The organism is Curtobacterium sp. 179-B 9B NHS (assembly GCF_045370965.1).
GTDB lineage: Bacteria > Actinomycetota > Actinomycetes > Actinomycetales > Microbacteriaceae > Curtobacterium.
The window spans coordinates 86456-109514 of the sequence record NZ_JBIQDQ010000006.1 but is presented as its reverse complement, the minus strand read 5'-3'; the positions used below and the strand labels follow the sequence as shown (position 1 = coordinate 109514).

At 71.6% G+C, this 23059-nt stretch carries 23 protein-coding genes; 14 read left to right on the top strand and 9 right to left on the bottom strand.

Going from position 1 to position 23059, the window contains the following annotated elements:
* Positions 1-23: 23 nt before the first annotated feature.
* Positions 24-1139, bottom strand: coding sequence for a GNAT family N-acetyltransferase (locus tag ACH0A8_RS07675; protein WP_406906932.1), 1116 nt, complete (start codon positions 1137-1139; stop codon positions 24-26).
* Between the two features lie 102 nt (positions 1140-1241).
* Between ACH0A8_RS07675 and dcd the strand changes: the two genes are divergently transcribed.
* The 3 genes from dcd (at position 1242) to ACH0A8_RS07660 (ending at position 2831) form a co-directional block, all read left to right on the top strand.
* The gene (gene dcd / locus ACH0A8_RS07670) at positions 1242-1829 is read left to right on the top strand and encodes a dCTP deaminase (RefSeq protein ID WP_406906931.1); all 588 of its coding nucleotides are present in this window, start codon (positions 1242-1244) and stop codon (positions 1827-1829) included.
* 97 nt (positions 1830-1926) lie between these two features.
* Positions 1927-2436, top strand: a complete 510-nt coding sequence (locus ACH0A8_RS07665) for an XRE family transcriptional regulator (RefSeq protein ID WP_066651859.1) — start codon at positions 1927-1929, stop codon at positions 2434-2436.
* 20 nt (positions 2437-2456) lie between these two features.
* Positions 2457-2831 (top strand): DUF86 domain-containing protein, encoded by a 375-nt coding sequence (locus ACH0A8_RS07660; protein WP_406906930.1) that lies wholly within the window; start codon positions 2457-2459, stop codon positions 2829-2831.
* A gap of 262 nt (positions 2832-3093) precedes the next feature.
* Here the strand turns inward: ACH0A8_RS07660 and ACH0A8_RS07655 are convergent, their stop codons facing one another.
* The 6 genes from ACH0A8_RS07655 to idi all read right to left on the bottom strand — a co-directional run bounded on the left by ACH0A8_RS07655 (position 3094) and on the right by idi (position 10524).
* On the bottom strand, positions 3094-4209 hold the full coding sequence (locus ACH0A8_RS07655; RefSeq protein ID WP_066651861.1) for a sugar-binding protein: 1116 nt from the start codon (positions 4207-4209) through the stop codon (positions 3094-3096).
* Positions 4210-4294: 85 nt separating this feature from the next.
* The gene (mmsB, locus tag ACH0A8_RS07650) at positions 4295-5587 is read right to left on the bottom strand and encodes a multiple monosaccharide ABC transporter permease (protein ID WP_066651863.1); all 1293 of its coding nucleotides are present in this window, start codon (positions 5585-5587) and stop codon (positions 4295-4297) included.
* Positions 5584-7107 (bottom strand): multiple monosaccharide ABC transporter ATP-binding protein, encoded by a 1524-nt coding sequence (gene mmsA, locus ACH0A8_RS07645; protein WP_209676583.1) that lies wholly within the window; start codon positions 7105-7107, stop codon positions 5584-5586. Before mmsA ends, mmsB begins: the two co-directional genes overlap by 4 nt.
* A gap of 407 nt (positions 7108-7514) precedes the next feature.
* Positions 7515-8534 (bottom strand): LacI family DNA-binding transcriptional regulator, encoded by a 1020-nt coding sequence (locus ACH0A8_RS07640; RefSeq protein ID WP_066651865.1) that lies wholly within the window; start codon positions 8532-8534, stop codon positions 7515-7517.
* Between the two features lie 104 nt (positions 8535-8638).
* Positions 8639-9724, bottom strand: coding sequence for a magnesium and cobalt transport protein CorA (locus tag ACH0A8_RS07635; protein ID WP_406906929.1), 1086 nt, complete (start codon positions 9722-9724; stop codon positions 8639-8641).
* 257 nt (positions 9725-9981) lie between these two features.
* Complete coding sequence (gene idi / locus ACH0A8_RS07630) at positions 9982-10524, bottom strand: isopentenyl-diphosphate Delta-isomerase (RefSeq protein WP_066651866.1); 543 nt, start codon at positions 10522-10524, stop codon at positions 9982-9984.
* Between the two features lie 21 nt (positions 10525-10545).
* Between idi and ACH0A8_RS07625 the strand changes: the two genes are divergently transcribed.
* The 7 genes from ACH0A8_RS07625 to ACH0A8_RS07595 all read left to right on the top strand — a co-directional run bounded on the left by ACH0A8_RS07625 (position 10546) and on the right by ACH0A8_RS07595 (position 17104).
* Entirely contained in the window at positions 10546-11604 is a 1059-nt protein-coding gene (locus tag ACH0A8_RS07625) for a polyprenyl synthetase family protein (RefSeq protein WP_066651867.1), read from the top strand.
* Positions 11601-12518 (top strand): phytoene/squalene synthase family protein, encoded by a 918-nt coding sequence (locus ACH0A8_RS07620; RefSeq protein ID WP_406906928.1) that lies wholly within the window; start codon positions 11601-11603, stop codon positions 12516-12518. The genes ACH0A8_RS07625 and ACH0A8_RS07620 overlap by 4 nt, the downstream gene beginning before the upstream one ends.
* Positions 12515-14179: a phytoene desaturase family protein gene (gene crtI, locus ACH0A8_RS07615; protein ID WP_406906927.1), complete on the top strand. Its 1665-nt coding sequence runs from the start codon at positions 12515-12517 to the stop codon at positions 14177-14179. Before ACH0A8_RS07620 ends, crtI begins: the two co-directional genes overlap by 4 nt.
* Positions 14179-14541 (top strand): lycopene cyclase domain-containing protein, encoded by a 363-nt coding sequence (locus ACH0A8_RS07610; RefSeq protein WP_406906926.1) that lies wholly within the window; start codon positions 14179-14181, stop codon positions 14539-14541. Before crtI ends, ACH0A8_RS07610 begins: the two co-directional genes overlap by 1 nt.
* Positions 14538-15023, top strand: coding sequence for a lycopene cyclase domain-containing protein (locus tag ACH0A8_RS07605; RefSeq protein WP_406906925.1), 486 nt, complete (start codon positions 14538-14540; stop codon positions 15021-15023). The genes ACH0A8_RS07610 and ACH0A8_RS07605 overlap by 4 nt, the downstream gene beginning before the upstream one ends.
* Positions 15020-15946 (top strand): prenyltransferase, encoded by a 927-nt coding sequence (locus tag ACH0A8_RS07600; RefSeq protein WP_144411207.1) that lies wholly within the window; start codon positions 15020-15022, stop codon positions 15944-15946. The genes ACH0A8_RS07605 and ACH0A8_RS07600 overlap by 4 nt, the downstream gene beginning before the upstream one ends.
* 114 nt (positions 15947-16060) lie before the next feature.
* Positions 16061-17104, top strand: coding sequence for a Gfo/Idh/MocA family protein (locus ACH0A8_RS07595; protein ID WP_251154163.1), 1044 nt, complete (start codon positions 16061-16063; stop codon positions 17102-17104).
* Positions 17105-17412: 308 nt separating this feature from the next.
* Here the strand turns inward: ACH0A8_RS07595 and ACH0A8_RS07590 are convergent, their stop codons facing one another.
* Entirely contained in the window at positions 17413-18153 is a 741-nt protein-coding gene (locus ACH0A8_RS07590) for an MBL fold metallo-hydrolase (RefSeq protein WP_406906924.1), read from the bottom strand.
* Between the two features lie 63 nt (positions 18154-18216).
* Between ACH0A8_RS07590 and ACH0A8_RS07585 the strand changes: the two genes are divergently transcribed.
* The 3 genes from ACH0A8_RS07585 to ACH0A8_RS07575 all read left to right on the top strand — a co-directional run bounded on the left by ACH0A8_RS07585 (position 18217) and on the right by ACH0A8_RS07575 (position 20598).
* Positions 18217-18738, top strand: a complete 522-nt coding sequence (locus tag ACH0A8_RS07585) for a hypothetical protein (protein WP_406906923.1) — start codon at positions 18217-18219, stop codon at positions 18736-18738.
* A gap of 3 nt (positions 18739-18741) precedes the next feature.
* Positions 18742-19803: a YihY/virulence factor BrkB family protein gene (locus tag ACH0A8_RS07580; protein WP_406906922.1), complete on the top strand. Its 1062-nt coding sequence runs from the start codon at positions 18742-18744 to the stop codon at positions 19801-19803.
* Positions 19804-19896: 93 nt separating this feature from the next.
* On the top strand, positions 19897-20598 hold the full coding sequence (locus tag ACH0A8_RS07575) for an SDR family oxidoreductase (protein WP_406906921.1): 702 nt from the start codon (positions 19897-19899) through the stop codon (positions 20596-20598).
* A gap of 26 nt (positions 20599-20624) precedes the next feature.
* Here ACH0A8_RS07575 and ACH0A8_RS07570 read toward each other — a convergent pair whose 3' ends face one another.
* Entirely contained in the window at positions 20625-22199 is a 1575-nt protein-coding gene (locus tag ACH0A8_RS07570) for an ABC-F family ATP-binding cassette domain-containing protein (RefSeq protein WP_406906920.1), read from the bottom strand.
* Between the two features lie 311 nt (positions 22200-22510).
* Between ACH0A8_RS07570 and ACH0A8_RS07565 the strand changes: the two genes are divergently transcribed.
* Positions 22511-22936 carry a DUF3151 domain-containing protein gene (locus tag ACH0A8_RS07565; RefSeq protein ID WP_209676372.1) on the top strand — a complete coding sequence of 142 codons (426 nt, stop codon included), beginning with the start codon at positions 22511-22513 and terminating at the stop codon, positions 22934-22936.
* Positions 22937-23059 lie beyond the last annotated feature (123 nt).

Below are 23059 nucleotides of genomic sequence, written 5' to 3'. Positions count from 1 at the left end.
GACTCCCGACGTTCGATGGGCCGTCAGTCGCGGTGCTCCCAGATGCCCTCGCTGCCGACCCCGACGAACCCGACCGCCTCGTTGACGTCGAGCATCGGCCGGTTCTCCTCGGCGTTGAAGGTGACGATCGACGGCCGGCCCGGGAAGTCCCGCTCGACGGTCTCGATCCCGACCACCTTGAGGAGCCATCCGAGTCGGTGCCCGCGGTGCTCGCGGAGCACGAGCGTGTCCCACTGCATCACGGCCCGAGTGGGATCGTCCGGCACCTTGAGCTGACTGAAACCGGCCAGGGTGGTGCTCTCGACGTGTTCGACGGCGACGGTCAGCATGGTGTGCGGCCCGCTCGCGAGCTGCTCCTCGGACTCCCGGACGCGGTCGGCGGTCCAGACGTCCTCGGGCTCCTGCATGTCGCCCTCCGGCGCGTCGGTGCTCATCCGGGTGTGCAGCAGCGCGAGGTCGTCGAGCCACCGCTCGGGGGTGGCGCCGGTCCACGTGTGCACTCGGTAGCCGGGACCGGCCGCCGTCGCGGCGCGGTCGTGCAGCTCCCGGACGACGGAGACGTCGGCGGGGAGCCCGAGCCGACTGATGCGGTTCACCTGCCCGAAGCGCCAGCCGCGTCCGGTCAGGAAGCGCACCGCCGCCTCGTCCTCGGGGACGGCGCCGGAGCCCGTCGGGGCCTGGCGGTACCCGGGCCCGTCGCCGGGACCGACCTGCCGCGAGACCGCGTACGTCTTCCACTGCGTGCGGCCCTCGGTCCGGGCGAGCTGCTCGAGGTGGTCGGCGAGCAGCGTGCCGAACCCCCGGCGTTGTCGGTCGGGGCGGACACCCACCGACAGCCAGCAGTTCGTCGTGCCCGGTTCGGTCTTCGAGTCGTACGAGCCCGCGGCCACGACGTCGCCGGTGCCGTCGCGCACGACGAACAGGCGGCTCGGCGATCCCGGCTCGTGGCACATCGGCAGGTACTCGGCCGGGGTCCACGCCAGCTCGGGCAGCCCGTGCACCGCGACCTCGGCGGCATCGGACACCGCGAGCCAGTCCGAGAACGCCCGCACCAGCTCCGGGTCGTCGTCCATCGTCGCCGGCACGACGAGTTCCTCGACGACGAGTTGCCCGTCGACCGTGTCGGTGTGGTCGGCCATCGTTGCCCCCTGTGGTCGGCCGGTCGGACGGCCGTCGTCCGCCGCCCGGCAGGGCAGCCTCGCAGCATACCGGTGGCCGGACCCTGCCGCTAGGGTTACTGCGTGCTGCTCTCCGACCGCGACATCACCGCCCAGCTCACCGAGGGGCGGATCGGCCTCGACCCGTACGACTCCTCGCTCGTGCAGCCGTCGAGCATCGACGTCCGCCTCGACAAGTACTTCCGGCTGTTCGACAACCACAAGTACCCGCACATCGACCCGGCAGAGGACCAGCCCGAGCTCACCCGTCTCGTCGAGACCGACCCGGACGAGGCGTTCGTGCTGCACCCGGGGGAGTTCGTCCTCGGTTCGACGTTCGAGGTCGTGACGCTGCCGGACGACATCGCCGCACGCCTCGAGGGCAAGAGCTCGCTCGGTCGCCTCGGCCTCCTGACGCACTCGACGGCGGGCTTCATCGACCCGGGCTTCTCGGGCCACGTCACGCTCGAGCTGTCGAACGTCGCGACGCTGCCGATCAAGCTCTGGCCGGGCATGAAGATCGGGCAGCTCTGCTTCTTCCAGCTCTCGAGCCCGGCGGAGAAGCCCTACGGCTCTGCCGAGTACCAGTCGCGCTACCAGGGCCAGCGTGGTCCGACCCCGTCGCGCTCGGCGCTGAACTTCCACCGCGCGGACGTCTCGCAGCGCGACTGACCGCGGACGGGGCCGATCACGCCCGCCCGGAGGCCGCCGCAGGACCGGTGATGTACTACCGCGCGGCGAAATGTCGCACTCTGTGTATCGTTGCTGCATGGCCGAAGCACCGACCCGTGCGCCGCAGCCGGTGGTGGCGTCCGAGATCATCCGCGACGCCCGACTGCGCGCCGGACTGACCCAGGTGCAGCTCGCCGCTCGCGCCGGGGTCACGCAGAGTGTGATCAGCACGTACGAGAACGGTCGGCGGGAACCGTCGCTCGCGGCACTGCAGCGGCTCGTCCGTGCTGCGGGGTTCGAGGCATCGGTCGACCTGCTCCCGGTGGATGCGCCGCCTCCCCTGGTCGATCGCATCGCGGCCGCGCGCGACGCCCTGGTCGCGGCGGTGGAGCGCAACGGCGGTGCCGCACCCCGCGTCCTGTGCACCACCGGCTCCCGGCGGCGAGCCGAGTCCGTCGGGCTGCTCGTGGACCTCGAGCCCGGTGCCGGCATCTTCACCCTCATGCGGATCCAGGACGAGGCGGAGCGGCTGCTCGGTGTCGACGTCGAGGTGCTCGACGCCCTGTGCGCCGGGTCGGACCTGCACCGTGCAGCGGTCCCGCTGTGACGGGTGCCACGGGACCGGAGGTGGACGAACGGCTCGACGCGGTCGTGCGCGCGTGCGAGGCGATCGAGCGCTACGTCGCGGACGCCGCTCCGTCGGACGTCGTGCTCGACGCGGTCCGGATGCGGTTGGTCGAGATCGGCGCGGTCGTCGCGGCCCTGCCCGGTGTCCTCACGGCGGCCGAGCCCGAGATCCCGTGGGCGCGTCTCGCGGGCGTGGGGGACCGGTTGACCGGCCGACGCCGGGTCGTGACCTCGTCGGTGCTGCTGTGGACGGCACGCGTCGACGTGCCACGGCTGCGGGAGGCGGCGGAGCGGCTGCGCGCGACGGGTGCGACCCACGTCCTTCCGGGCGATCCGGCGCACCCGGACGGCGAGCCCTCCGACCCGGACGGCTGACGGACGGGAGGCCCGTGGTGGCCGCGTCCCGTGCCTCCCGTCCGGCGCTCCGTCCGTCCCGTGAGACGGGGGCGTCTGCGCGAGACGCACCGCGGCCACCGAGACGCCCCCGGAACCGGAGGCGTCTCGCGGGCGTGGCGGCGCCTGGCGGCGACGCCGGCGTCTCGACGCCGGTGTCCCGGGACGCGGGAAGGCCCCGTCTCGCCGGAGCGAGACGGGGCCTTCCTCGTGCTGTGGTGCTGTGGTGCTGCCGCGGAGGGGATCAGCCCTTCTTGGCGAGCTCCTCGAGGGTGTCGTTGCCCTTGTAGGCCTCGACCGCGTTCTCCTTGGTGACCAGGACCGGGGTCAGCTCGACGGCCGGCACGACCTTCTTGCCGTTGTCGTTGTTCTTGTCCTCGGTGGTCTTCGGGGTCTTGCCGTCGGCCAGGTCGGAGACCAGGTCGATCGCGGCCTGCGCCTCTTCGGTGGTGTTCTTGTAGATGGTCGAGTACTGCTCGCCCTGCATGATCAGCGGGATCGAGGCGGTCTCGGAGTCCTGACCGGTGACGACCGGGTTCGGCTTACCAGCAGCCTTGGTGGCGGTCAGGATGGCGCGGGCCAGGGTGTCGTTCGGCGACAGGACGCCGTCGAGCTCGGTGTTCGTGTACGACTTCGTCAGGATGTCGGTCATGCGCGACTGGGCGTTCTGCGCGAGCCAGCCCTGGGTGTTCGTCTTCGAGAACGAGGTCTGACCCGAGACGACCTTGAGGGTGCCGTCGTCGATCTTCGGCTGGAGCACGTCCATGGCGCCGTTGAAGAAGACCTTCGCGTTGGCGTCGTCGGGCGAGCCGGAGAAGAGCTCGATGTTGTACGGGCCGCTCGACTTCTTGGCCTTCATGCCGTCGAGCAGGGCCTGGCCCTGCAGCTGGCCGACCTTGAAGTTGTTGAACGCGACGTAGTAGTCGACGTCGTCGGTGTTCAGGATGTTGCGGTCCCAGGCGATGACGACGGCGCCGGACTTCTTGGCGGCGGCGACCTGCGTGCCGAGCTGCGAACCGTCGGCGGCACCGATGATGATCGCCTTCGCGCCCTTGGTGACCATCGACTGGATCTGGCCCTGCTGGTCCGGGACCGGGTTGCCGGCGTTGGCGTACTGGATGTCGGCCTTGAAGCCGGCGTCCTCGATCGACTTCTCGAACGCGGCACCCGCGAGGACCCAGTTCTGCGAGGTCTTGGCGGGGAGCGCGACGCCGATCAGGTCGCCCTTCTTGATCTGGACGTTCGAGGCGCCGCCCGACGAGTCCGAGCCGGCGTCCGAGTTGCCGCGGGCCGAGCAGCCGCTGAGGGCCAGACCCGCGACGAGTGCCAGGCCGATGCCGGCGATGAGCTTCTTGCGCATGAGATTGCTTTCTCTTCGTTGAGGAGTGGTGCTGTGTGGTGCGGGGATCGTGCGGGCGGCCACCGGAGCGGCCGCCCGCCACGTGTTACTGGACGTTGACCTTCTCGGGCTGGTCCTCGATGGTCCGCGGCTGCTGCGCGGCCACCGTGTTCTGTTCGGTGTCCTTGCGTTGGAACTGCTTCAACATCCCGCCGATCAGGGACGGACGACCCTGCGACTTCGAGTAGACGTCGAAGGCGACGGCGACGAGCAGGACGAGACCGCGGATGATCTGGACGCGGTTGGACTCGAGGCCCACCAGCGACAGACCGTTGGACAGCAGGGCCATGACGAGACCACCGATGATCGATCCGGAGATCGTGCCGATGCCACCGGCGACCGCTGCACCACCGACGAACACGGCGGCGATCGCGTCGAGCTCCCAGCCGGTGCCGTCCGCGGGGCCCGAGGCACCCGAGTAGCCGACGAAGACCATCCCGGCGACGGCGGCCAGGACGGACATGTTCATCATGACGAAGAAGTTGACCTTGCGGGCGCTGACGCCGGACAGGACGGCGGCGTTCGCGTTGCCACCGACCGCGTAGACCTGGCGGCCGAAGATCGTGTTCTTGGTCAGGAAGCCGTAGACGATGGTCAGGACACCGAGGATGATCGCGACGATCGGGATCGACGTGCCGGCGGGGCCGGCGGCGAACAGGTAGGTCGCGACGAGGGTGACGGCGACGAGGATGCCCGTGCGGACGATCGAGACCCAGAGCGGGACGAGCTCGGCGTGCATCTTCTTGCGACGCTGACGGCCGCGGAACTCGAGGAAGACGAGCACGAGGCAGGTGACGATGCCGAGGATGAGCGTGCCGTTCGAGAACCCGAAGTCCGGGCCGAAGTCGGGCAGGAAGCCCGAGCCGATCTTCGCGTAGTCGTCCGGCACCGGCTGCGACGTCGAGTTGCCGATGATCTGGTTCGCACCGCGGAAGATGAGCTGGCCGGCCAGGGTCACGATGAAGGCCGGGACCTTCACGAACGCCACCCAGAAGCCCTGCCAGGCACCGACGGCTGCACCCACGGCGAGGCCGAGGATGATCGCGGCCCACGCCGGGAAGTTCCACTGCGCCATCGACTGGGCGACGATGATGCCGGTGAACGCCGCGACGGACCCGACCGACAGGTCGATGTGTCCCGCGATGATCACCATGACCATCCCCAGCGCCAGGATGAGGATGTAGGAGTACTGCAGGAACACGTTGATGATGTTCGTCGGCTCGAGGATGAGCCCGTTCGTCAGGATCGAGAACAGGATCAGGATCGCGATGAGCGCGATGATCATGCCGTACTGGCCGATGCTGTTGCCCTTGCCGAACAGCAGTTTCAGGTTCTTCATGAGATCAGTGCGCCCTTCCGCGCGGAGGTCATGCTGCGCATGAGGGTCTCGGGGTCGGCCTGGTCCGCGGGGACGTCGGCGGTGATCTGGCCCTCGAAGATCGTGTAGATCCGGTCGGAGAGGCCGAGGAGTTCGGGGAGCTCGGAGGAGATGAGGATGATGCCCTTCCCCTGTGCCGCGAGCTGCTGGATGATGCCGTAGATCTCGAACTTCGCGCCGACGTCGATGCCGCGGGTGGGCTCGTCGAGGATCAGCAGGTCCGGGTCGGTGAACATCCACTTGGACAGGACGACCTTCTGCTGGTTCCCGCCTGACAGCTTGCCGACGTTCTCCTCGACGGTCGGCACCTTGGTGCGGAGCATCTTGCGGTAGCGCTCGGCGACGTCGTACTCCTCGAGGGAGTCGACGACACCGGCCTTCGAGATCTTCGGCAGGTCGGCGGCGACCGTGGAGCGCTTCACCGTGTCGAGCAGGTTCAGACCGAGGGCCTTGCGGTCCTCGGAGACGTAGCCGAGGCCGTTCTGGATCGCCTGCTGGACGTTCGCGATCTTGATCTCGCGGCCGTCCTTGATGATCTGGCCGTCGATGAAGTTGCCGTACGAGCGGCCGAAGATGCTCATCGCGAGCTCGGTGCGGCCGGCGCCCATCAGGCCCGCGAAGCCGACGATCTCGCCGCGGCGGACGTGGAAGTTCGAGCCCTTCGCGACCAGGCGCGAGGCGTCCTGCGGGTGCTGGACGGTCCAGTTCTTGACCTCGAAGAAGACCTCGCCGATCTTCGGCGTGCGGTCCGGGAAGCGGCTCTCGAGCGAGCGGCCGACCATCCCGCGGATGATGCGGTCCTCGTTGACGCCGTCGCCCTTCACGTTGAGCGTCTCGATCGCCTTGCCGTCACGGATGATCGTGATCTCGTCGGCGATCTGCTCGATCTCGTTGAGCTTGTGGCTGATGATGATGCTCGCGATGCCCTTGGACTTCAGCCCGACGATGAGGTCGAGCAGGTGCTGCGAGTCGTTCTCGTTCAGGGCCGCGGTCGGCTCGTCGAGGATGAGGAGCTTGACGTCCTTGTGCAGGGCCTTCGCGATCTCGACGAGCTGCTGCTTGCCGACACCGAGGTTCTTGATCTGCGTGTCCGGGTCCTCGTCGAGGCCGACGCGGGCGAGCAGGTCCTGGGCGCGGAGCTGGGCGCTGGTCCAGTCGATGACACCGAAGCGACCGGGCTCGTTGCCGAGGAACAGGTTCTCGGTGATCGACAGCTCGGGGATGAGCGCGAGCTCCTGGTGGATGATGACGATGCCGGCCTGCTCGGACTGCTTGATGTCCTTGAAGCGGACCTCGTCGCCCTCGTAGACGATCTCGCCGCTGTAGGTGCCGTACGGGTAGACGCCCGAGAGCACCTTCATGAGGGTGGACTTGCCGGCGCCGTTCTCGCCGCAGATCGCGTGGATCTCGCCGGCGCGGACGCTGAGCGACACGTCCGAGAGCGCCTTGACACCAGGGAACTCCTTGGTGATCGACCGCATCTCGAGGATGGTCTCGGCGCTGGTGACGGACCTGGTGGCCAGGTCCGGTCCCTGTGGGGTTGACGCCACGGTGCATCTCCTTCTGCCGCTGCGGTGCGGCAGTCCTTCGGGTGGTGAGGTGCGGCATCGGGGGCGCAGGAGTGCCTGCGTGGACCTCGTTGTCGCGTCCGGTGTCCTGCTCGGTGTGACGGTCATGTGACCGTTCACATCGGCGGAACGGAGGTAATTTACGCACAGCCCCGTCGCGGCTGTCAATTCGGTTCGGTCGCGTTTTCGTAACGGCCCGCGTGATCCGGCGGAATCCGCGTCCTGACGCCCCCCGAGGTGGGGTGGTCGGGCGTCACGCAGGGCGGACGGGAGACGCGGGGCGGGGCCGCCACGGGCCTCCAGGCCGACGCGTGGTCGCGTCAGCGGCGCCGGGGTGCGCCCGTCGATCCGCGCACCACGAGCTGCGGCACGAGGTCGACCGGGCGGAGCGTGTGCCCCTCGGACGGCAGGAGCAGTTCGACGCAGCGCCGACCGAGCTCGGGGAAGTCGACCTCCACCGTGGTCAGCGGCGGCCAGAGGTGCTTCGCCTCGGGGATGTCGTCGTAGCCGACCACGGACAGGTCGCCCGGGACGTCCAGCCCGTACGACCGCGCCGCGTGCATGACCCCGAGCGCCATCGCGTCGTTCGAGCAGAAGATCGCCGTGCAGTCCCGGTACCGCAGGAGCTCGCGGCCCGCGTGGTAGCCGAAGTCCGCGGTCCAGTCGCCCAGGATCGGCGGCACGACGGGCATGTCCCGGTCGGACATCTCGCGCAGGAACCCCTGCATGCGGGCCTCGGCCTCGATCCAGTCCTGCGGCCCGGCGATGTGCCGGACGTACTCGTGGCCGAGGTCGAGCAGGTGCGCGGTCGCCAGCCGGGCGCCCTCCATCTGGTCGATGAAGAGCGTCGAGCGCTCGTCCCCGCCGCTCGTGCGGAGCGCCACGTAGGGCGTCCGCATCCCGAGCTCCTCGATGAGGTCGAACACGCGCTGCTGCGGCGCGATGACGATGATCCCCTCGACGTCCTGGTCGAGCAGGTGCCCGAGGCCGTCCCGGACCGCCTCGTCGGTGGCCGCCGCGATGTTCGCGGTCGTCACCGAGTAGCCGCGCGTGACGGCGGCGTCCTCGATCGCCTGCATCGTCGCGGCCGGTCCGTAGTGGGAGCGCTGCGCGGTGAGCACGCCGATGGTGTGCGTCCGACTGGTGACCAGGGCGCGCGCGGCGCGGTTCGGCCGGTACTGCAGCTGCTCCATCGCGGCGAGCACGCGGTCCTTGGTCTCGGCGCGGATGGCGTCCGAGTTGTTGAGCACGCGCGACACCGTCTGGTGCGAGACGCCGGCGACCCGCGCGACGTCACGGATGCTGGGCGAGCGCGGTTGCTGTGTCCGCGGTGACGCCATCGTTGCTCTCTCCTGCTCGGGGCCGTGGCACCTCGATGTGCACGTTCACATTCCGAGCCAGATCATTATGCACGTCCCCGCGCTGCACGCCAGCCGTACCCGCGTCAGAGCCAGTTGCGCTTCCGGAACACCAGCCACAGGATCCCCGCCAGGGCGAGCATCGCCACGATCGCGACCGGGTAGCCGTACCGCCAGTGCAGCTCCGGCATGTGGTCGAAGTTCATGCCGTAGACGCCGGCGATGAGCCCCGGGGCGAAGAGGATGGCCGCCCAGGACGAGATCTTCTTGACCTCCTCGCCCTGGCGGTGCGCGGCCCGGGCGAGCTGCCGGCTCTCCTCGCCCTGCGCCAGGGAGGCGCTCGTCATCCGCCGCATCGCCTCGTTCTGCTCCTGCGTCACGAGGGTCGAGTGCAGCGTGAGGGCGTTCTCGAGCAGCGCCCGGAACGAGTCCACCCGCTCCGTCACGCGGAGGGCGTGGTCGAGCACGTTGCGCAGGCGGTGCTGCACCTCGTCGTCGACGCCGTACTTGTCGGCGCCCCGGAGCAGTCCGCGCACCATCGCCGGCACCGGGGCCGTGGCGCGCTGGAACCCGAGCACCTCGCTGAGCAGCTGGTAGATGCGCTTCGAGACGCCGGGGTCGACCTGGCCCGCGAACAGCTGGTCCTCGATGGCGTCGACCTGGTCCTGGATGACCCCGACGACCGGTGCGTAGCCGTCGACGATCTCGTCGAGCACGGCGGCGGTGACGGCTTCGGACCCCGTGGCGAGGAACTCCGGGTCGGCCTCGACCCGGCAGCGGACGGCGGCGAGGTCGGGCTCCTCGGCGTGCCGCACGGTCACCACGAACCGCCGACCGACGAAGAGGTGCACCTCGCCGAACTCGACCTCGTTCGTGTCGGCGCGGTGCCAGGCGGGTCGGAGCACCAGGAAGAGCGTGTCGCCGTACCGCTCGAGCTTGGCGCGCTGGTGTCCCTTGCGGGCGTCCTCGACGGCGTTCTCGTGCAGGTCGAACTCGGCGGCGACGGCCTCGAGCTCGGCGTCGTCGGGGCGCAGCAGGCCGATCCAGGCGAGCGTGCCGTCCGCGGCCGTCGCCGTGGTGGTGACCGGGTCGGTCTCCGTGGCCCGGGACAGGGTCGCGGGACCGCCGATGCGACGTCCTGCGACGTAGACGGCGTCGTCGATGCGTGCCATGTCGTGCTCCTCGTGCTCGGGAGCAGGCAGGCGCGATGCTCCGCGACGGAGCAGGGCGAGCACGGGCACCGGTCGAGCCGGTGCGGAGCGTGCGTCAGCGAACGGGCACGGTGACGACCGGGGCGGTCGTCCGGCCCGATCGAGGATGGTCACCCGACATCGCGCCTCACCTGCCCTTCTCGTCGTCCGCGGTCGCCAGGGCGCGACCAGCGGGCCACGTTACCCGGAGGGTGGACGTGCGTCGAGTGAGCGATCGCTCAGCGGGTGACGCGCAGTCCCTGCTGCTCGAGCTCCGTGAGCTGCCACCCGAGCCAGGGGCTCCAGGCGAACGGTGCCGCGGCGACCGACGCCCGCAGTTCGTCCTCGGAGAGCCAGGCGTACTCGGCGACCTCGTCGTCCGCGGGGGCCGGGACGTCGTCGGTCACCGCGCGGAACACCGGGCAGACCTCGTTCTCGACGATGCCCGAGGCGTCGACCGCGCGGTACCGGAAGTCGGGCAGCACGAGCTCGACGTCGCGCACGGTGATGCCGAGTTCGCGGGAGGCGCGGCGGGCGACGGCGTCCTCGAACGCCTCGTCCGGTCCGGGGTGCCCGCAGAACGTGTTCGTCCACACCCCCGGCCAGGTCTTCTTCGACAGGGCGCGACGGGTCACGAGGACCTTGCCCTCGGCGTTCCGCACGTGGCACGAGAAGGCGAGGTGGAGCGGGGTGTCCTCGGTGTGCACCGCGAACTTCTCGGCGGTGCCGATGGGAGTGCGGTCTTCGGCGAGCAGGACGACGGATTCCGGGAAAGTGTTCATCTGCCCCGATAGGTTAGGCCAATGAGCGAGGAAGCGGCCACCGTGGCGCAGATCGACCTCGCACTGGTCGACGACTGCATCGAACGCTTCTTCGCGGTGTCGTCGGCCCGTGCGCGTCGGTTCGGCAGACCGTCCGAGGAACTCTGGCGGGTGCTCCGTCGAGCGAGCATGGGCGGCAAGCGCTTCCGCCCCCGCATGGTCCTCACCGCGTACGCCGGGCTCGGCGGCACGGATGCCCACGCCGCCGCGAACGTCGCCGCCGCGTACGAGCTGCTGCACACCGCGCTCGTCGTGCACGACGACGTCATCGACCGCGACTGGTCGCGCCGCGGGGAGCCGAACGTCGCCGGGTCCTTCCGCGACACCGGCACCACCGGTGGTCTCGCGCTGCCCACCGCCGAGCACCGGGGGGTGAGCGCCGCCGTCATCGCGGGGGACCTCGCCCTCGTCGCCGCCGCACGCTTCGTCGAGGCGTCCGGTGTCGTCGACGACCGTCGTGCCCGGCTGCTCGAGATCCTCGACGACGCGGTCTTCGCGAGTGCGGCGGGCGAGATGACCGACGTCGACCTCGCGCTGGGCGTCATGCCCTCCGTCGACGAGGTCCTGGCCATGGAGCGGGCGAAGACGAGCGTCTACTCGTTCGAGGCGCCGCTGCAGTCCGGTGCCGTGCTCGCCGGCGCGGACGAGTCCGTCGTGGCCGCCCTCGGTGCCTTCGGTCGCGAGATCGGCATCGCCTACCAGATCGTCGACGACCTGCTCGGGGTCTACGGCGACGAGACCGTGACCGGCAAGTCCGTGCTCGGCGACCTGCGCGAGGGCAAGCGCACCATGCTCATCGCCTACGCCGCGACCACCGACTGCTGGGACGACATCGCGCCCTACCTCGGTGACCCCGACCTCGGCGAGGAACGCGCGGCCGAGCTCCGTGCGACCCTGGAGACCTGCGGCGCGAAGGCGGCGGCCGAGTCCCGGATCGCCGAGCACGCCGCCCTCGCCCGAGCCGAGCTCGCGGCCCTGCCCTACGAGCTCGCCGAACGACTGGAGCACCTGGTGTCCGAACTGCTGGAGCGCGTGCGGTGACCCAGACCGCACCACCGCGTCTGCCCCTGTACGACGCGACGGCCGAGGCTGCCTCCGGGGTCGTCATCGAGCGCTACTCGACCTCGTTCGGCCTGGCGAGCCGGCTCCTCACCCGGGACACCCGCGAGCACATCCGCAACGTGTACGCCCTGGTCCGCGTGGCCGACGAGGTCGTCGACGGTCCCGCGACCGAGGCCGGACTCGACCACGACCTGGCGCGCACCGTGCTCGACGAGCTCGAGGCCGACACCGAGCGTGCGATGGCACTGGGCTTCTCGGTGAACCCGGTCGTGCACGCCTTCGCCCGCACCGCCCGCACGACGGGCTTCGGGCCGGAGCTCACGAAGCCGTTCTTCGCGTCGATGCGCATGGACCTCGATCGGACCGAGCACGACCAGGAGTCGTTCGACCGGTACGTGTACGGCTCCGCCGAGGTCGTCGGGCTGATGTGCCTCCGCGCGTTCGTGTACCGGGCCGGTCGGCCGACCTTCGACGACGTCGTGCTCGTCGACGGTGCCCGCGCGCTCGGGGCGGCCTTCCAGAAGGTGAACTTCCTGCGCGACCTGCACGCCGACTTCGAGGTGCTCGGCCGCTCGTACTTCCCGGGGGTCGACGTCCGCACGTTCGACGAGGCCACCAAGGACCGCCTGGTCGCCGACGTGCAGGCCGACCTCGACCGTGCCGCGCTGACGGTGCCACTGCTCCCCGTCGACGCGCGCAAGGCCGTCGGCCTCGCGCACGCGCTGTTCCAGGAGCTCAACGACCGGATCGCCGCCTGCCCGGCGGACCGCCTGGTGACGACGCGGGTGCGCGTGCCGAACCCGGTGAAGGCGCAGCTCGCCGCGCGCGTGCTCGCCGGCCGCGCCCCGCTGTCGTCCCGCGCAGCCCACCACCGGTCTGGAGGCCGTGCATGACCCCGTCCCGTGCCTCCCGTCCGTCCACCCCCGCGTCGCGGCGCGCGGTGCCGGCCCGACGTGCGGTGATCGTCGGCGGCGGCATCAGCGGACTCGCGTCCGCCGCGCTGCTCGCCCGCGACGGCTACGCCGTCACCGTGCTCGAGCAGCGCGACCAGCTCGGCGGCCGCGCCGGGTCGTGGGAGCGGGACGGCTTCCGGTTCGACACCGGGCCGTCCTGGTACCTCATGCCCGAGGTGTTCGACCACTTCTTCCGGCTGCTCGGCACCACCGCCGACGCCGAGATGGACCTCGTCCGGCTCGACCCGGGCTACCGCGTCTACAGCGAGGGCGACGACGAACCGATCGACCTGCGTGCGGACCGCGAGGCGAACATCGCGCTCTTCGAGTCGATCGAGCCCGGTGCCGGTGCGCGGCTGCGGAAGTACCTCGACTCCGCCGAGGACACCTACGCGATGGCCGTCCGTCGCTTCCTCTACACGACCTTCCAGGACCTGACGAAGCTCGCCGCCCCGGACGTGCTCCGTCGTCTGCCGAAGCTCGCCCGGCTCCTGCTGCAGCCGCTGTCGTCGTTCGCGTCGAGGGCCGTGCGGGACCGCCGGCTCTGGCAGGTCCTCGGCTACCCGGCGGTGTTCCTCGGCACCAGCCCGTACGCCGCGCCGAGCATGTACCACCTGATGAGCCACCTCGACCTGGCCGACGGGGTGCTCTACCCGAAGGGCGGCATCACCGAGGTCATCGCCGCGGTCGAGCGCGTCGCCCGTCGCGAGGGTGCCGAGATCACCACGGGTGCGACCGTCGAGCGGATCGTCGTCGAGGACGGGCACGTGACGGGCGTCGTGCACCTCGATGCCTCCGGTGCGGAGCACGCCGTGCCCGCCGACCTCGTGGTGAGCGCCGCCGACCTGCACCACACCGAGCTGCACCTGCTCGACGCGGAGCACCGGACGTACCCGGAGCCGCACTGGCGGAAGCGCGACCCGGGGCCGAGCGCCGTCCTCGTCTACCTCGGCGTCGACGGTCCCGTGCCCGGGCTGCTGCACCACACGCTGGTCTTCACCGCCGACTGGGAGGCCAACTTCGGCGCGATCTTCGGCAAGGACCGACACGTGCCGGACCCGGCGTCGATCTACGTCTGCGCGCCCTCGCTCACCGACGACACCGTCGCGCCCGAGGGCTCGAGCAACCTGTTCGTCCTGGTGCCGCTGCCCGCCGACCTGTCCATCGGGAAGGGCGGCATCGACGGTGCCGGCGACGCCGAGGTCGAGCGCATCGCCGACCGCGCGATCGACGTCATCGCGGAGCGCGCCGGCGTGCCCGACCTGCGCGACCGCATCCGCGTGCGTCGCACGATCGGCCCGCAGGACTTCGCCGACGACTACAACGCGTGGAGCGGCTCGATGCTCGGGCCGGCGCACACGCTGGCGCAGAGCGCGTTCTTCCGCGAGGCGAACGTCTCCCGCAAGGTGGACGGCCTCTACTACGCGGGCGCCTCGACCACCCCGGGCATCGGCCTGCCGATGTGCCTGATCAGCGCCGAGGTGCTGCTCAAGCGCATCCACGGCGACACGTCGACCGAACCGCTGCCGACGCCGCTGCCGGCACCGTCGTCGGGGCCCGCCGGGTCGTCGACGGCCGGGTCCGCCCGGACCGCGGGCTGATGCCGGGGGCGTACCTCGCCGGACTCGTGGTGTCGATCGCCGGCATCGCGGTGCTCGACGCCCGGTACCGGCTGTTCTTCTGGCGCAGCCCCCTGCGTGCCGCCGCGGTGATGGTGATCGGGCTCGTGTTCTTCCTCGTGTGGGACGTCGCGGGCGTGCACCTCGGCATCTTCTTCATCGGGCAGGGCGACCTGCTGACCGGGGTGCTGCTCGCGCCCGAGGTCCCGCTCGAGGAGGTCTTCTTCCTCGTGCTGCTCTGCTGGACGACGATGGACCTGTTCGGTGCCCTTCGTCCGGTCGTGGCCCGGCGGCTCGACCGTGCCGGGCCCCGGGTCGGGCCCGACGAGGAGCGACGCTCGTGACCGGCACGGCGACGTACGCCCTGCTCGCGGTGCCGTTCCTGGCCTTCGCGGCCCTCGTCGCCGTGGCGGCCGGAGTCGTGTCGGCCCGTCGCCGCGGAGCCGGTCGCGGGCAGGCCGGTCGTGGCCGGGCCGGTCGCGGGCGGGCCGGTCGCCGGTGGGTCGGTGTGGGCGGTGTCGTCAGCGCCGTGGCGGCCGGCGTCGTCCTGCTCCTGATGACCGGCGTCTTCAACAACGTGATCGTGGGGCTCGGCATCGTCGCGTACGACGACGCGCTGGTCTCCGGGGCACGGGTCGGGCTGTTCCCGGTCGAGGACCTCGCGTACTCGATCGGTGCCGCCCTGCTGCTGCCGAGCTGCTGGGTCCTGCTCGAGCGGCCGCGGGCCCGGTCGTCCGCGCACCCCACCGTCCGCGGGGCGGGACGCGGGACCGGTACGGTCGGAACGCCGACCCAGCCACCCCGTCGACCGGAGGAGACCCCGTGACCGTGAGCAGTGCCTCCAGACCGTCGACCGCGCGCGCCCTGTTCGTGTCGTCGCGACCGATCAGCTGGGTGAACACCGCCTACCCCTTCGGCGCCGCGTACCTGCTCGGCAGCGGGGTCGGCGTCGACGGTGGCGGCGGCTTCTCGCTCGTCGCGTTCCTCGTCGGGGTCGTGTACTTCCTCGTGCCGTACAACCTGGCGATGTACGGCATCAACGACGTCTTCGACTACGAGTCCGACCTGCGGAACCCCCGGAAGGGCGGGGTCGAGGGCGCGCTGCTGGACAAGAGCGTCCACCGCACCACGCTGTGGGCGGTCGTCGTCACGAACGTCCCGTTCCTCGTCGCACTCGTGGTGCTCGGCGCGCTGAGCGGCAACGGGCCGTGGTCGTGGCTCGTGCTCGCGATCAGCGTCTTCGCGGTGATCGCGTACTCGGCACCGGGGCTGCGCTTCAAGGAGAAGCCGTTCCTCGACTCGCTGACGTCGTCGACGCACTTCGTCTCACCGGCGGTCTACGGGCTGGCGCTCGCCGGCCCGCACTGGACCGGGGCACTCGTCGCCGTCTGCGTCGCGTTCTTCCTGTGGGGCGTGGCCTCGCACGCGTTCGGCGCCGTGCAGGACGTGCTGGCCGACCGGGCCGGCGGCATCGGCTCCGTCGCGACGGTGATCGGCGCCCGGGCGACGGTCCGGCTGGCGTTCGTGGCGTACCTCGTGGCCGGCGTCGCGCTGCTGTTCTCGGACTTCCCGGGGCCGATCGCGGCGATCGTCGTCGTGCCGTACGCGCTCAACGTGCTGCCGTGGTGGAACATCACCGACGCCGGGGCCGAGGCGGCGAACGCGGGGTGGAAGCGGTTCCTCTGGATCAACTACCTGGCGGGCTTCATCGTCACGATGGCCCTCATCGGCTACGCCTGGACGCACTGACGCAGGCTGCTGCACGGGCGGTGGGTGCGGCTGCACGACACTCGTCGTCGGCCTGACAGACTGGACGCACGCGCCGCGGGAGTCGTGGCGCGCCGGTCACGAAGGAGTGCACGCATGACGGTCCGCATCATCCACGTCGGTCTCGGAGGGTGGGGCGGCAACTGGGCCCGCACCGCCATCCCGCAGGTCACCGAAGTGGAGGTGGTCGGGCTCGTCGACCCGGTCCCCGCGACGCTGGACGCCGTGCGCGAGGACCTCGACCTGCCGGCATCCGCCGCCTTCGCCTCGCTCACCGAGGCGCTCGCCGGGGTCGAGGCCGACGCCGTCGTCATCACCGCACCGGCCGTCACGCACGTGCCGCTCGCGCTCGAGGCCCTCGAGGCCGGCAAGCACGTCCTGGTCGAGAAGCCGTTCGCGAACTCCACCGACGAGGCGCTCACGGCGGTCCGTCGGGCCGAGGAGCTCGGGCTCGTGCTGCAGGTCAGCCAGAACTACCGCTGGTACCCGGCGCCCCGGGCAGTCAAGGAGCTGCTCGCGGCGAAGGAGCTCGGCGAGCTGTCCGCGATCAGCATCGACTTCCGGCAGTGGGACAACGACCAGCCCGTCGAGACCTACCCGCACTACCGGTTCCCGCACCCGATGATCAACGACATGGCGATCCACCACTTCGACCTGCTCCGGATGATCACCGGGCTCGAGGCCGTCCGCGTGTACGCCCGCGCGTCGTACCCGAGCCACAGCAAGTACCAGGACGAGGCCGTCACGTCGATGATCATCGAGCTCGAGGACGGTCTCGTCGTGAGCTACCGCGGCAGCTGGCTCTCGCGTGCTCCGCGGACCGCGTGGGCGGGGGAGTGGAGCATCCAGGGCGAGGACGGCGAGATCTGGTTCACGAGCCGCGACGGATCGCCGAGCGAGATCGCCGGGGACCGCGTGACGCTGCGGGCCGACCAGGACGCCGAGGCCGAGGCCGTCGACCTCCCGACGCTCGAGCACACCGACCGGCAGGGCGGGCTGCAGGCCTTCGCCCGGTCCGTCGAGGGCGGCCCGGCTCCCGAGACGAGCGGCCGGGACAACCTGCGGAGCCTGGCGCTGATGGAGGCCGCTGGTCGCTCGGCAGCCTCCGGCCGCCCCGAGGACGTGGTCCTGCCCGAGTAGGGCGCTCGCGTTCCGGATGCCTCCGGGCGTACTTGGTGGTTCCGGGCGTACCTGGTGGATCCGGGCATACCTGGTCGATCCGTTCGACCAGGTACGCCCGTTCTCACCAGCCACCGCACCCGTTCTGGGAAGGAACGGGCGCGCGGGGACGCGCGTCACGACGGACGGGAGGCGCGTGGCGCGGCCGCCACGCGCCTCCCGTCCGACGTCCACCCGGCACCACTGCCGCGGAACTCGCGCTGCGCGACGGTCCTCGTGCGCGTGCACGCGAGGGCCGTCGCCAGGCCCGAGTATCGGGCCCGGCAGCGCTACGCGGCGCCGGCTGCCCTCCTGGCCTGCGCGACCGCGGCGCGCACGCCCCGCGAGAACGCGGGGCCGTGCCCGGGCAGCACGTGCCGGGCCTCGGTGTCCTCGAGTCGACCGAGCGACGCGACGGCCTCGTCGACGTCCGCCGTCGCGGCCGGCGCGACCACCCGCGGCCCGATCCCACCGGTGTAGGGGTCGAAGGTGACCAGGGCGTCGCCCACGATCAGCGCGTCGCGGTCGGCGAAGTGCAGCGCGACGTGCCCGTCCGTGTGCCCGGGCGTCTCGATGATCCACGGGTTGCCGGGGACGTCGGCGCGGGACACCAGCGGCTGCGTCTCCGCGATCCCGTCCACCGTCGCCGCACCGGCGAGCAGCATCCGACCGAGCGGTGCGAGTCCTCCGGGGTGCACCGCGACGAAGCCGAAGCGGTTCGTCTGCGGCCGGTACGAGTACGGGTGAGCCGCCAGGTCGCGGTCGCCCGGGTGCACGAAGACGGGCGTGCCCCACTCGCGGTGCATCCTGGCGGCGGTGCCGACGTTGTCGAAGTGCCCGTGCGTGAGGAGCAGCGCCTCGACCCGAGCGGGCGTGTACCCGAGGTCGTGGACGGCGAGCAGCAGGTGCGGCCACGCGGCGGGCAGCCCCGCGTCGACGACGAGCAGGCGGTCGCCCGTCTCGACGAGGTACGTGTTGGTGTGTGCGATCTCGAGGCGGTGGATCCCCTCGGCGACGTCCCGGAAGAGCATGGGCTGCACCGTAGACCGCGGTCGCTCGGTGCCATGCCGGGGACCGCCTGGTAGGCACGAAGCATGGCCAAGGACAGCATCCCCGAGCTGGAGCTCGCGAACGTGCGGACCCGCGAACGCCTGACGGACAGCGTGAGCGAGATCCGGCGGCGCTCCGACGTGCCCGCGCGCACCCGGCTGGCGCTCGCGAAGGCCCGGCAGCGCTGGCACCGCGACCCGACGCCGCTCATCGCGATGGGCGTCACCGCGGCGACCGGCATCGCGGCGATCGTCCTCGGCACCCGCATCGGGCGGACCGACGCCGGGCACCTCGACCGTCCGGCGGCGTCGACCGCGTTCACCGCGCTCCTGCCCTTCGGCGTGCGCGGCGAGCTCGACGCCGACCAGGCGCGCGGCGGCCGGAAGGGGCGGAAGGCCCGGCGCAAGGCGGCCGAGGAGTCGCTCGAACGCGACCCGGTGCACAAGAACCGCGTGAAGCAGCGGGCCGGCATCGCCGCGGTCCAGCGCCGCGCGACGAAGAACCGGAAGCAGGCTGCGGCGCGGTCGAAGGCGGCGGCGAAGGCCCTCGCGAAGGCGAAGGGCTAGACCATGGCGCACAAGGACGAGACCCTCCAGCAGGAGATGCAGCACAAGCCGGCACCGGACGACCCCCGGAAGCCGGACAGCCCGACGGACCTCACGAAGCCGTCGTTCACGTACACGCTGAAGAAGACGCTCCGCGAGTTCACCAGCGACCAGTGCACCGACCTGGCCGCGAGCCTGACCTACTACACGGTGCTCGCGCTCTTCCCCGGTCTGCTGGCGATCGTGTCGATCCTCGGCCTGGTCTCGAACCCGCGGGACACGATCGACACCCTGCTCGACGTCGTCACGAACGTCGGTGGCGGGCAGGTCGCCGAGCTCCTCCGCGACCCGGTCGAGGGCCTCGTGCGTTCGCCTGCGGCGCCGATCACGTTCATCGTCGGTGTGCTCGGCGCCCTGTGGTCCGCGTCGGGCTTCGTCGGTGCCTTCGGCCGTGCGATGAACCGCATCTACAACGTCCGCGAGGGCCGACCGATCTGGAAGCTCCGACCGACCATGCTCGGCGTCACGGTGTTCACCGTCGTGCTGCTCGTGCTGGGGCTCCTCGTGCTCGTCTCCGGACCGCTGGCCCGGGCGTTCGGCGACGTCATCGGCCTCGGCGACGCCGCAGCGCTCGTGGTCTCGATCGTGCAGTGGCCGATCCTGCTCGCGATCATGATCGTCGTCGTCGCGGTGCTGTACTACTGGGCGCCGAACATCCGCCAGTCCAAGTTCAAGTGGGTGAGCGGCGGCGCGCTGGTCGGCATCACGATCTGGATCATCGCGAGCGTCGGCTTCGGCTTCTACGTCGGCAACTTCTCGAACTACAACGCGACGTACGGCTCCCTCGGTGGTGTCATCGTCTTCCTGCTCTGGATCTGGATCACGAACAACGCGCTGCTCTTCGGTGCGGAGTTCGACGCGGAGCTCGAGCGCGGCCGCCAGCTGCAGGCCGGCATCCGGGCCGAGGAGGACATCCAGCTCCCCGAGCGCGACACCCGCCAGATCGAGAAGCAGGACGAGCAGCACGCCAAGGACGTGCTCGAGGGCATCAGGATCCGCGAGAGCGCCGGGCGCTCGAAGGACTGACCGGCTCCTGCACAGCGGCTGCGGCCGGCACCGCCCTCCACAGCCGGGAGGCGCGGTGCCGGTCCGCCACGCCCGCTCCGTAGGGTGGGACGCATGACCGACACCGCTCCCGCCTCCGCTGACCGTCCGACCGCACTCGTCACCGGGGCGACCCGCGGCATCGGCCGCGCGATCGCGCTGGAGCTCGGCCGCACCCACCACGTCCTGGTGGGCGGCCGCTCCGCCGACGCGGTCGCCGCGCTCGTGGCCGAGCTGCCGAGTGCGTCACCGTTCGTCGGCGACCTCGGCGCGGGCGACGTGCCGGACCTGCCGGCGTCGCTCGACGTCCTGGTGCACAGCGCCGGGGTCGAGCAGGGCACCCGCATCGCGGACACCTCGCGCGACGTGTGGGAGCAGGTGTTCGCCACCAACGTCTTCGCGGTCGCCGAACTGACCCGGCTGGCGCTCCCCACGCTCCGGGCCGCGCGGGGCATCGTCGTGCCGATCAACAGCGGCTCGGGGTTCACCGCAGGTCCCGGCGGCGGTGTGTACGCGGCGTCGAAGTTCGCGCTCCGGGCCTTCGCGGACGCGCTGCGCGAGGAGGAGCGGGCGAACGGCGTGCGGGTGTCGAGCGTGCACCCGGGCCGCACCGACTCCGACATGCAGCGCGCCCTGACCGAGAAGCTCGGCGAGGACTACGACACCGCGTACTACCTGGCGCCCGAGGACGTCGCCGCGGCCGTCCGGACCGTCGTCGACCTGCCGGAGCGCGGCACGATCGAGTCGGTCGCGATCCGGCCGACCCGGAAGCGGTAGCCGCCGGCCGGGCCGGCGCGGAAGGGCTACCGCAACGCGATCCGACCCGTCAGGTCGAGCCGCTCGAGGAAGGTCTCGTCGTGACTGGTCACGACGAGGGCGCCGCGGTACGCCCGGAGCGCCGCCACGAGCTGGTCGACGCTCGTCAGGTCGAGGTCGTTCGTCGGCTCGTCGAGCACCAGGAGCTGCGGCGGCGGGTCCGCGAGCACCAGCGCGGCCAGCGCCACCCGGAAGCGCTCCCCGCCCGACAGCGAGCGGACGGGACGGTCCACCGTGTCGCCGCGGACGAGCAGACGCGCGAGTCGGTTCCGGAGCTCCCCGTCGGGTACGTGCGGGGCGTCCCGCCGGACGTTCTCGAGCACGGTGGCGTCGTCGTCGAGTCCGTCCCGACGCTGCGCGAGGTACCCGATCCGGTCGACGTGCGGCACCGCCGCGGTGTCCGGGACCGGGTGGTCCCGTGCGGTGGGGCTCCCGACGAGCTGGTCGAGCAACGTCGTCTTGCCGACGCCGTTGTCGCCCGTCACGGCGAGGCGTTCCGGGCCCTGCACGACGGTGTCCCGCCCGCGCACGGTGATCGTCGCGATGCGCCGTGACGCCGGCACGTCCGGGTCTGGCAGTGCCACGTGCAGGGGCTCGTCGTCGCGCAGGCGCAGTTCGGCCTCCCGCACCGCCGACAGGGCCTGCGCCTCCGCCGAACCGTGCGCCGTCCGGAGCCGACCAGCGGTCTCCTGCGCCTTCTTCCGCTGCTCGTTCGCCAGGATCTTCGGCATCGAGCGACCCGCCTTCTCGCCCGCCCTCGCCCGGCGCGCGATCGTCGTCTCGGCCTCGATGCGCTGCCGCTTCTCCGCGCGGTGCCGTTGCTCGGCGACGCGGACCTCGCGGGCGACGGCGGCCTGCTGCACGGCGAGGTGTTCCTCGTACGCGCTGAACGTCCCGCCGAACACCGTCGCCGAGCCGCTGCGGAGCTCCACGGTCTCGTCGACGTGCTCCAGCAGCTCCCGGTCGTGACCGACGACGACGAGGGTGCCGCGCCAGCCGTCGACCAGGTCGAGCAGGGCCGCGCGAGCCCGCCGGTCGAGGTTGTTCGTCGGCTCGTCGAGCAGTGCGATCGGTCGTCCCCGCAGGCGGATGCCGGCCACGGCCGCCAGGACCGCCTGCCCGCCCGAGAGGGTCGTGACGGGTCGGTCGAGGTCGTCGCCGTCGAGCCCGGGGACGTCCGCGAGCGCTGCGGCGGCACGCTCCTCGACGTCCCAGTCGTCGCCGACCGCGTCGAGGTGTGCGGCCGAGGCGTCGCCGTCCAGGACGGCTCGGAGCGCCGTCAGCGTCGTGCGGATCCCGAGCAGGTCCGCCACGGTGTCCCCGGGGCGGGCGTGCAGCCGCTGGGGCAGGTGGTCCACCGGACCGGTCGTGCTGACCGAGCCGGACGTGGGCTGGAGCCGGCCCGTGACGAGCCGGACCAGCGTGGACTTGCCGGCGCCGTTCCTCCCGACCAGGCCGGTGCGTCCGCGGCCGAAGGCGGCGGTGAGGTGGTCGATCGCGACGGTGCCGTCGGGCCAGGTGAAGGAGAGGTCGTGCAGGACGACGGACGGTGTTGCGGGCATGGGGGTGCCTCCCGGATCGTGAGCTGGGCGCACGACACCGGACCCGCGGCGACCGGAGGGGTCGGAACACGGGCGCGCCCGAGGGGGCGCGACGACCAGGGCGCCCGACGGGGCGCGACGATCACGGTGTCAGCGCGAGGACTGCGCGGTACCGGTGATCGACTGCAAGGCTGCTCGTTCCGTCGGGGACCCCCGTGTCCGCCACCCGTGCTGCCGGTCGGTCTCCCGCCCCGGCGGCCCCGCGTGACGACGAGGTGTCACCCACCGTAGGGCGGACGCCGCTCCTCGGCAAGAGGTGACAGGCTGGGGGCATGCCGGAGAACCTGCTGCCGAACCCGACCGCGAACCCCGCGACCCTGCTGCCGGAGGAGCCCGAGGTGACCGCCGCGCTCGCCGCCGACGCCCCGGTGTCGAGCGTCGTCGTGTCGCACCCGTCCTCGAGCCTGGCGTGGGCGCTCCTCGCCGACGAGGCCTGGGCGCGCGGCGCGACCCTCGAGTCCTACGCCTACGCCCGCGTCGGGTACCACCGCGGTCTCGACGCCCTGCGGAAGGCGGGGTGGCGCGGTGCCGGGCCGGTGCCGTGGTCGCACGAGCCGAACCGCGGCGTGCTCCGCGCGCTCTTCGCCCTGCGCCGCGCGGCGTCCGCGATCGAGGAGCCGGGCGAGCCCGAGCGCCTGACGGAGTTCCTCGACGCGTCGGACCCCGAGGCGCTCCGCGCCCTCACCGCCGGGGAGTAGCCCGGGCAGCGGCGCGGCGCGGCCGCCGCTGCGCCCGGGACCGAACCACGAATCCGACATGGAACCAGGCCCTGGGGCTGGTTCGATGTCGGATTCCTGGTTCGACTCGACCGCCGCCGCGCC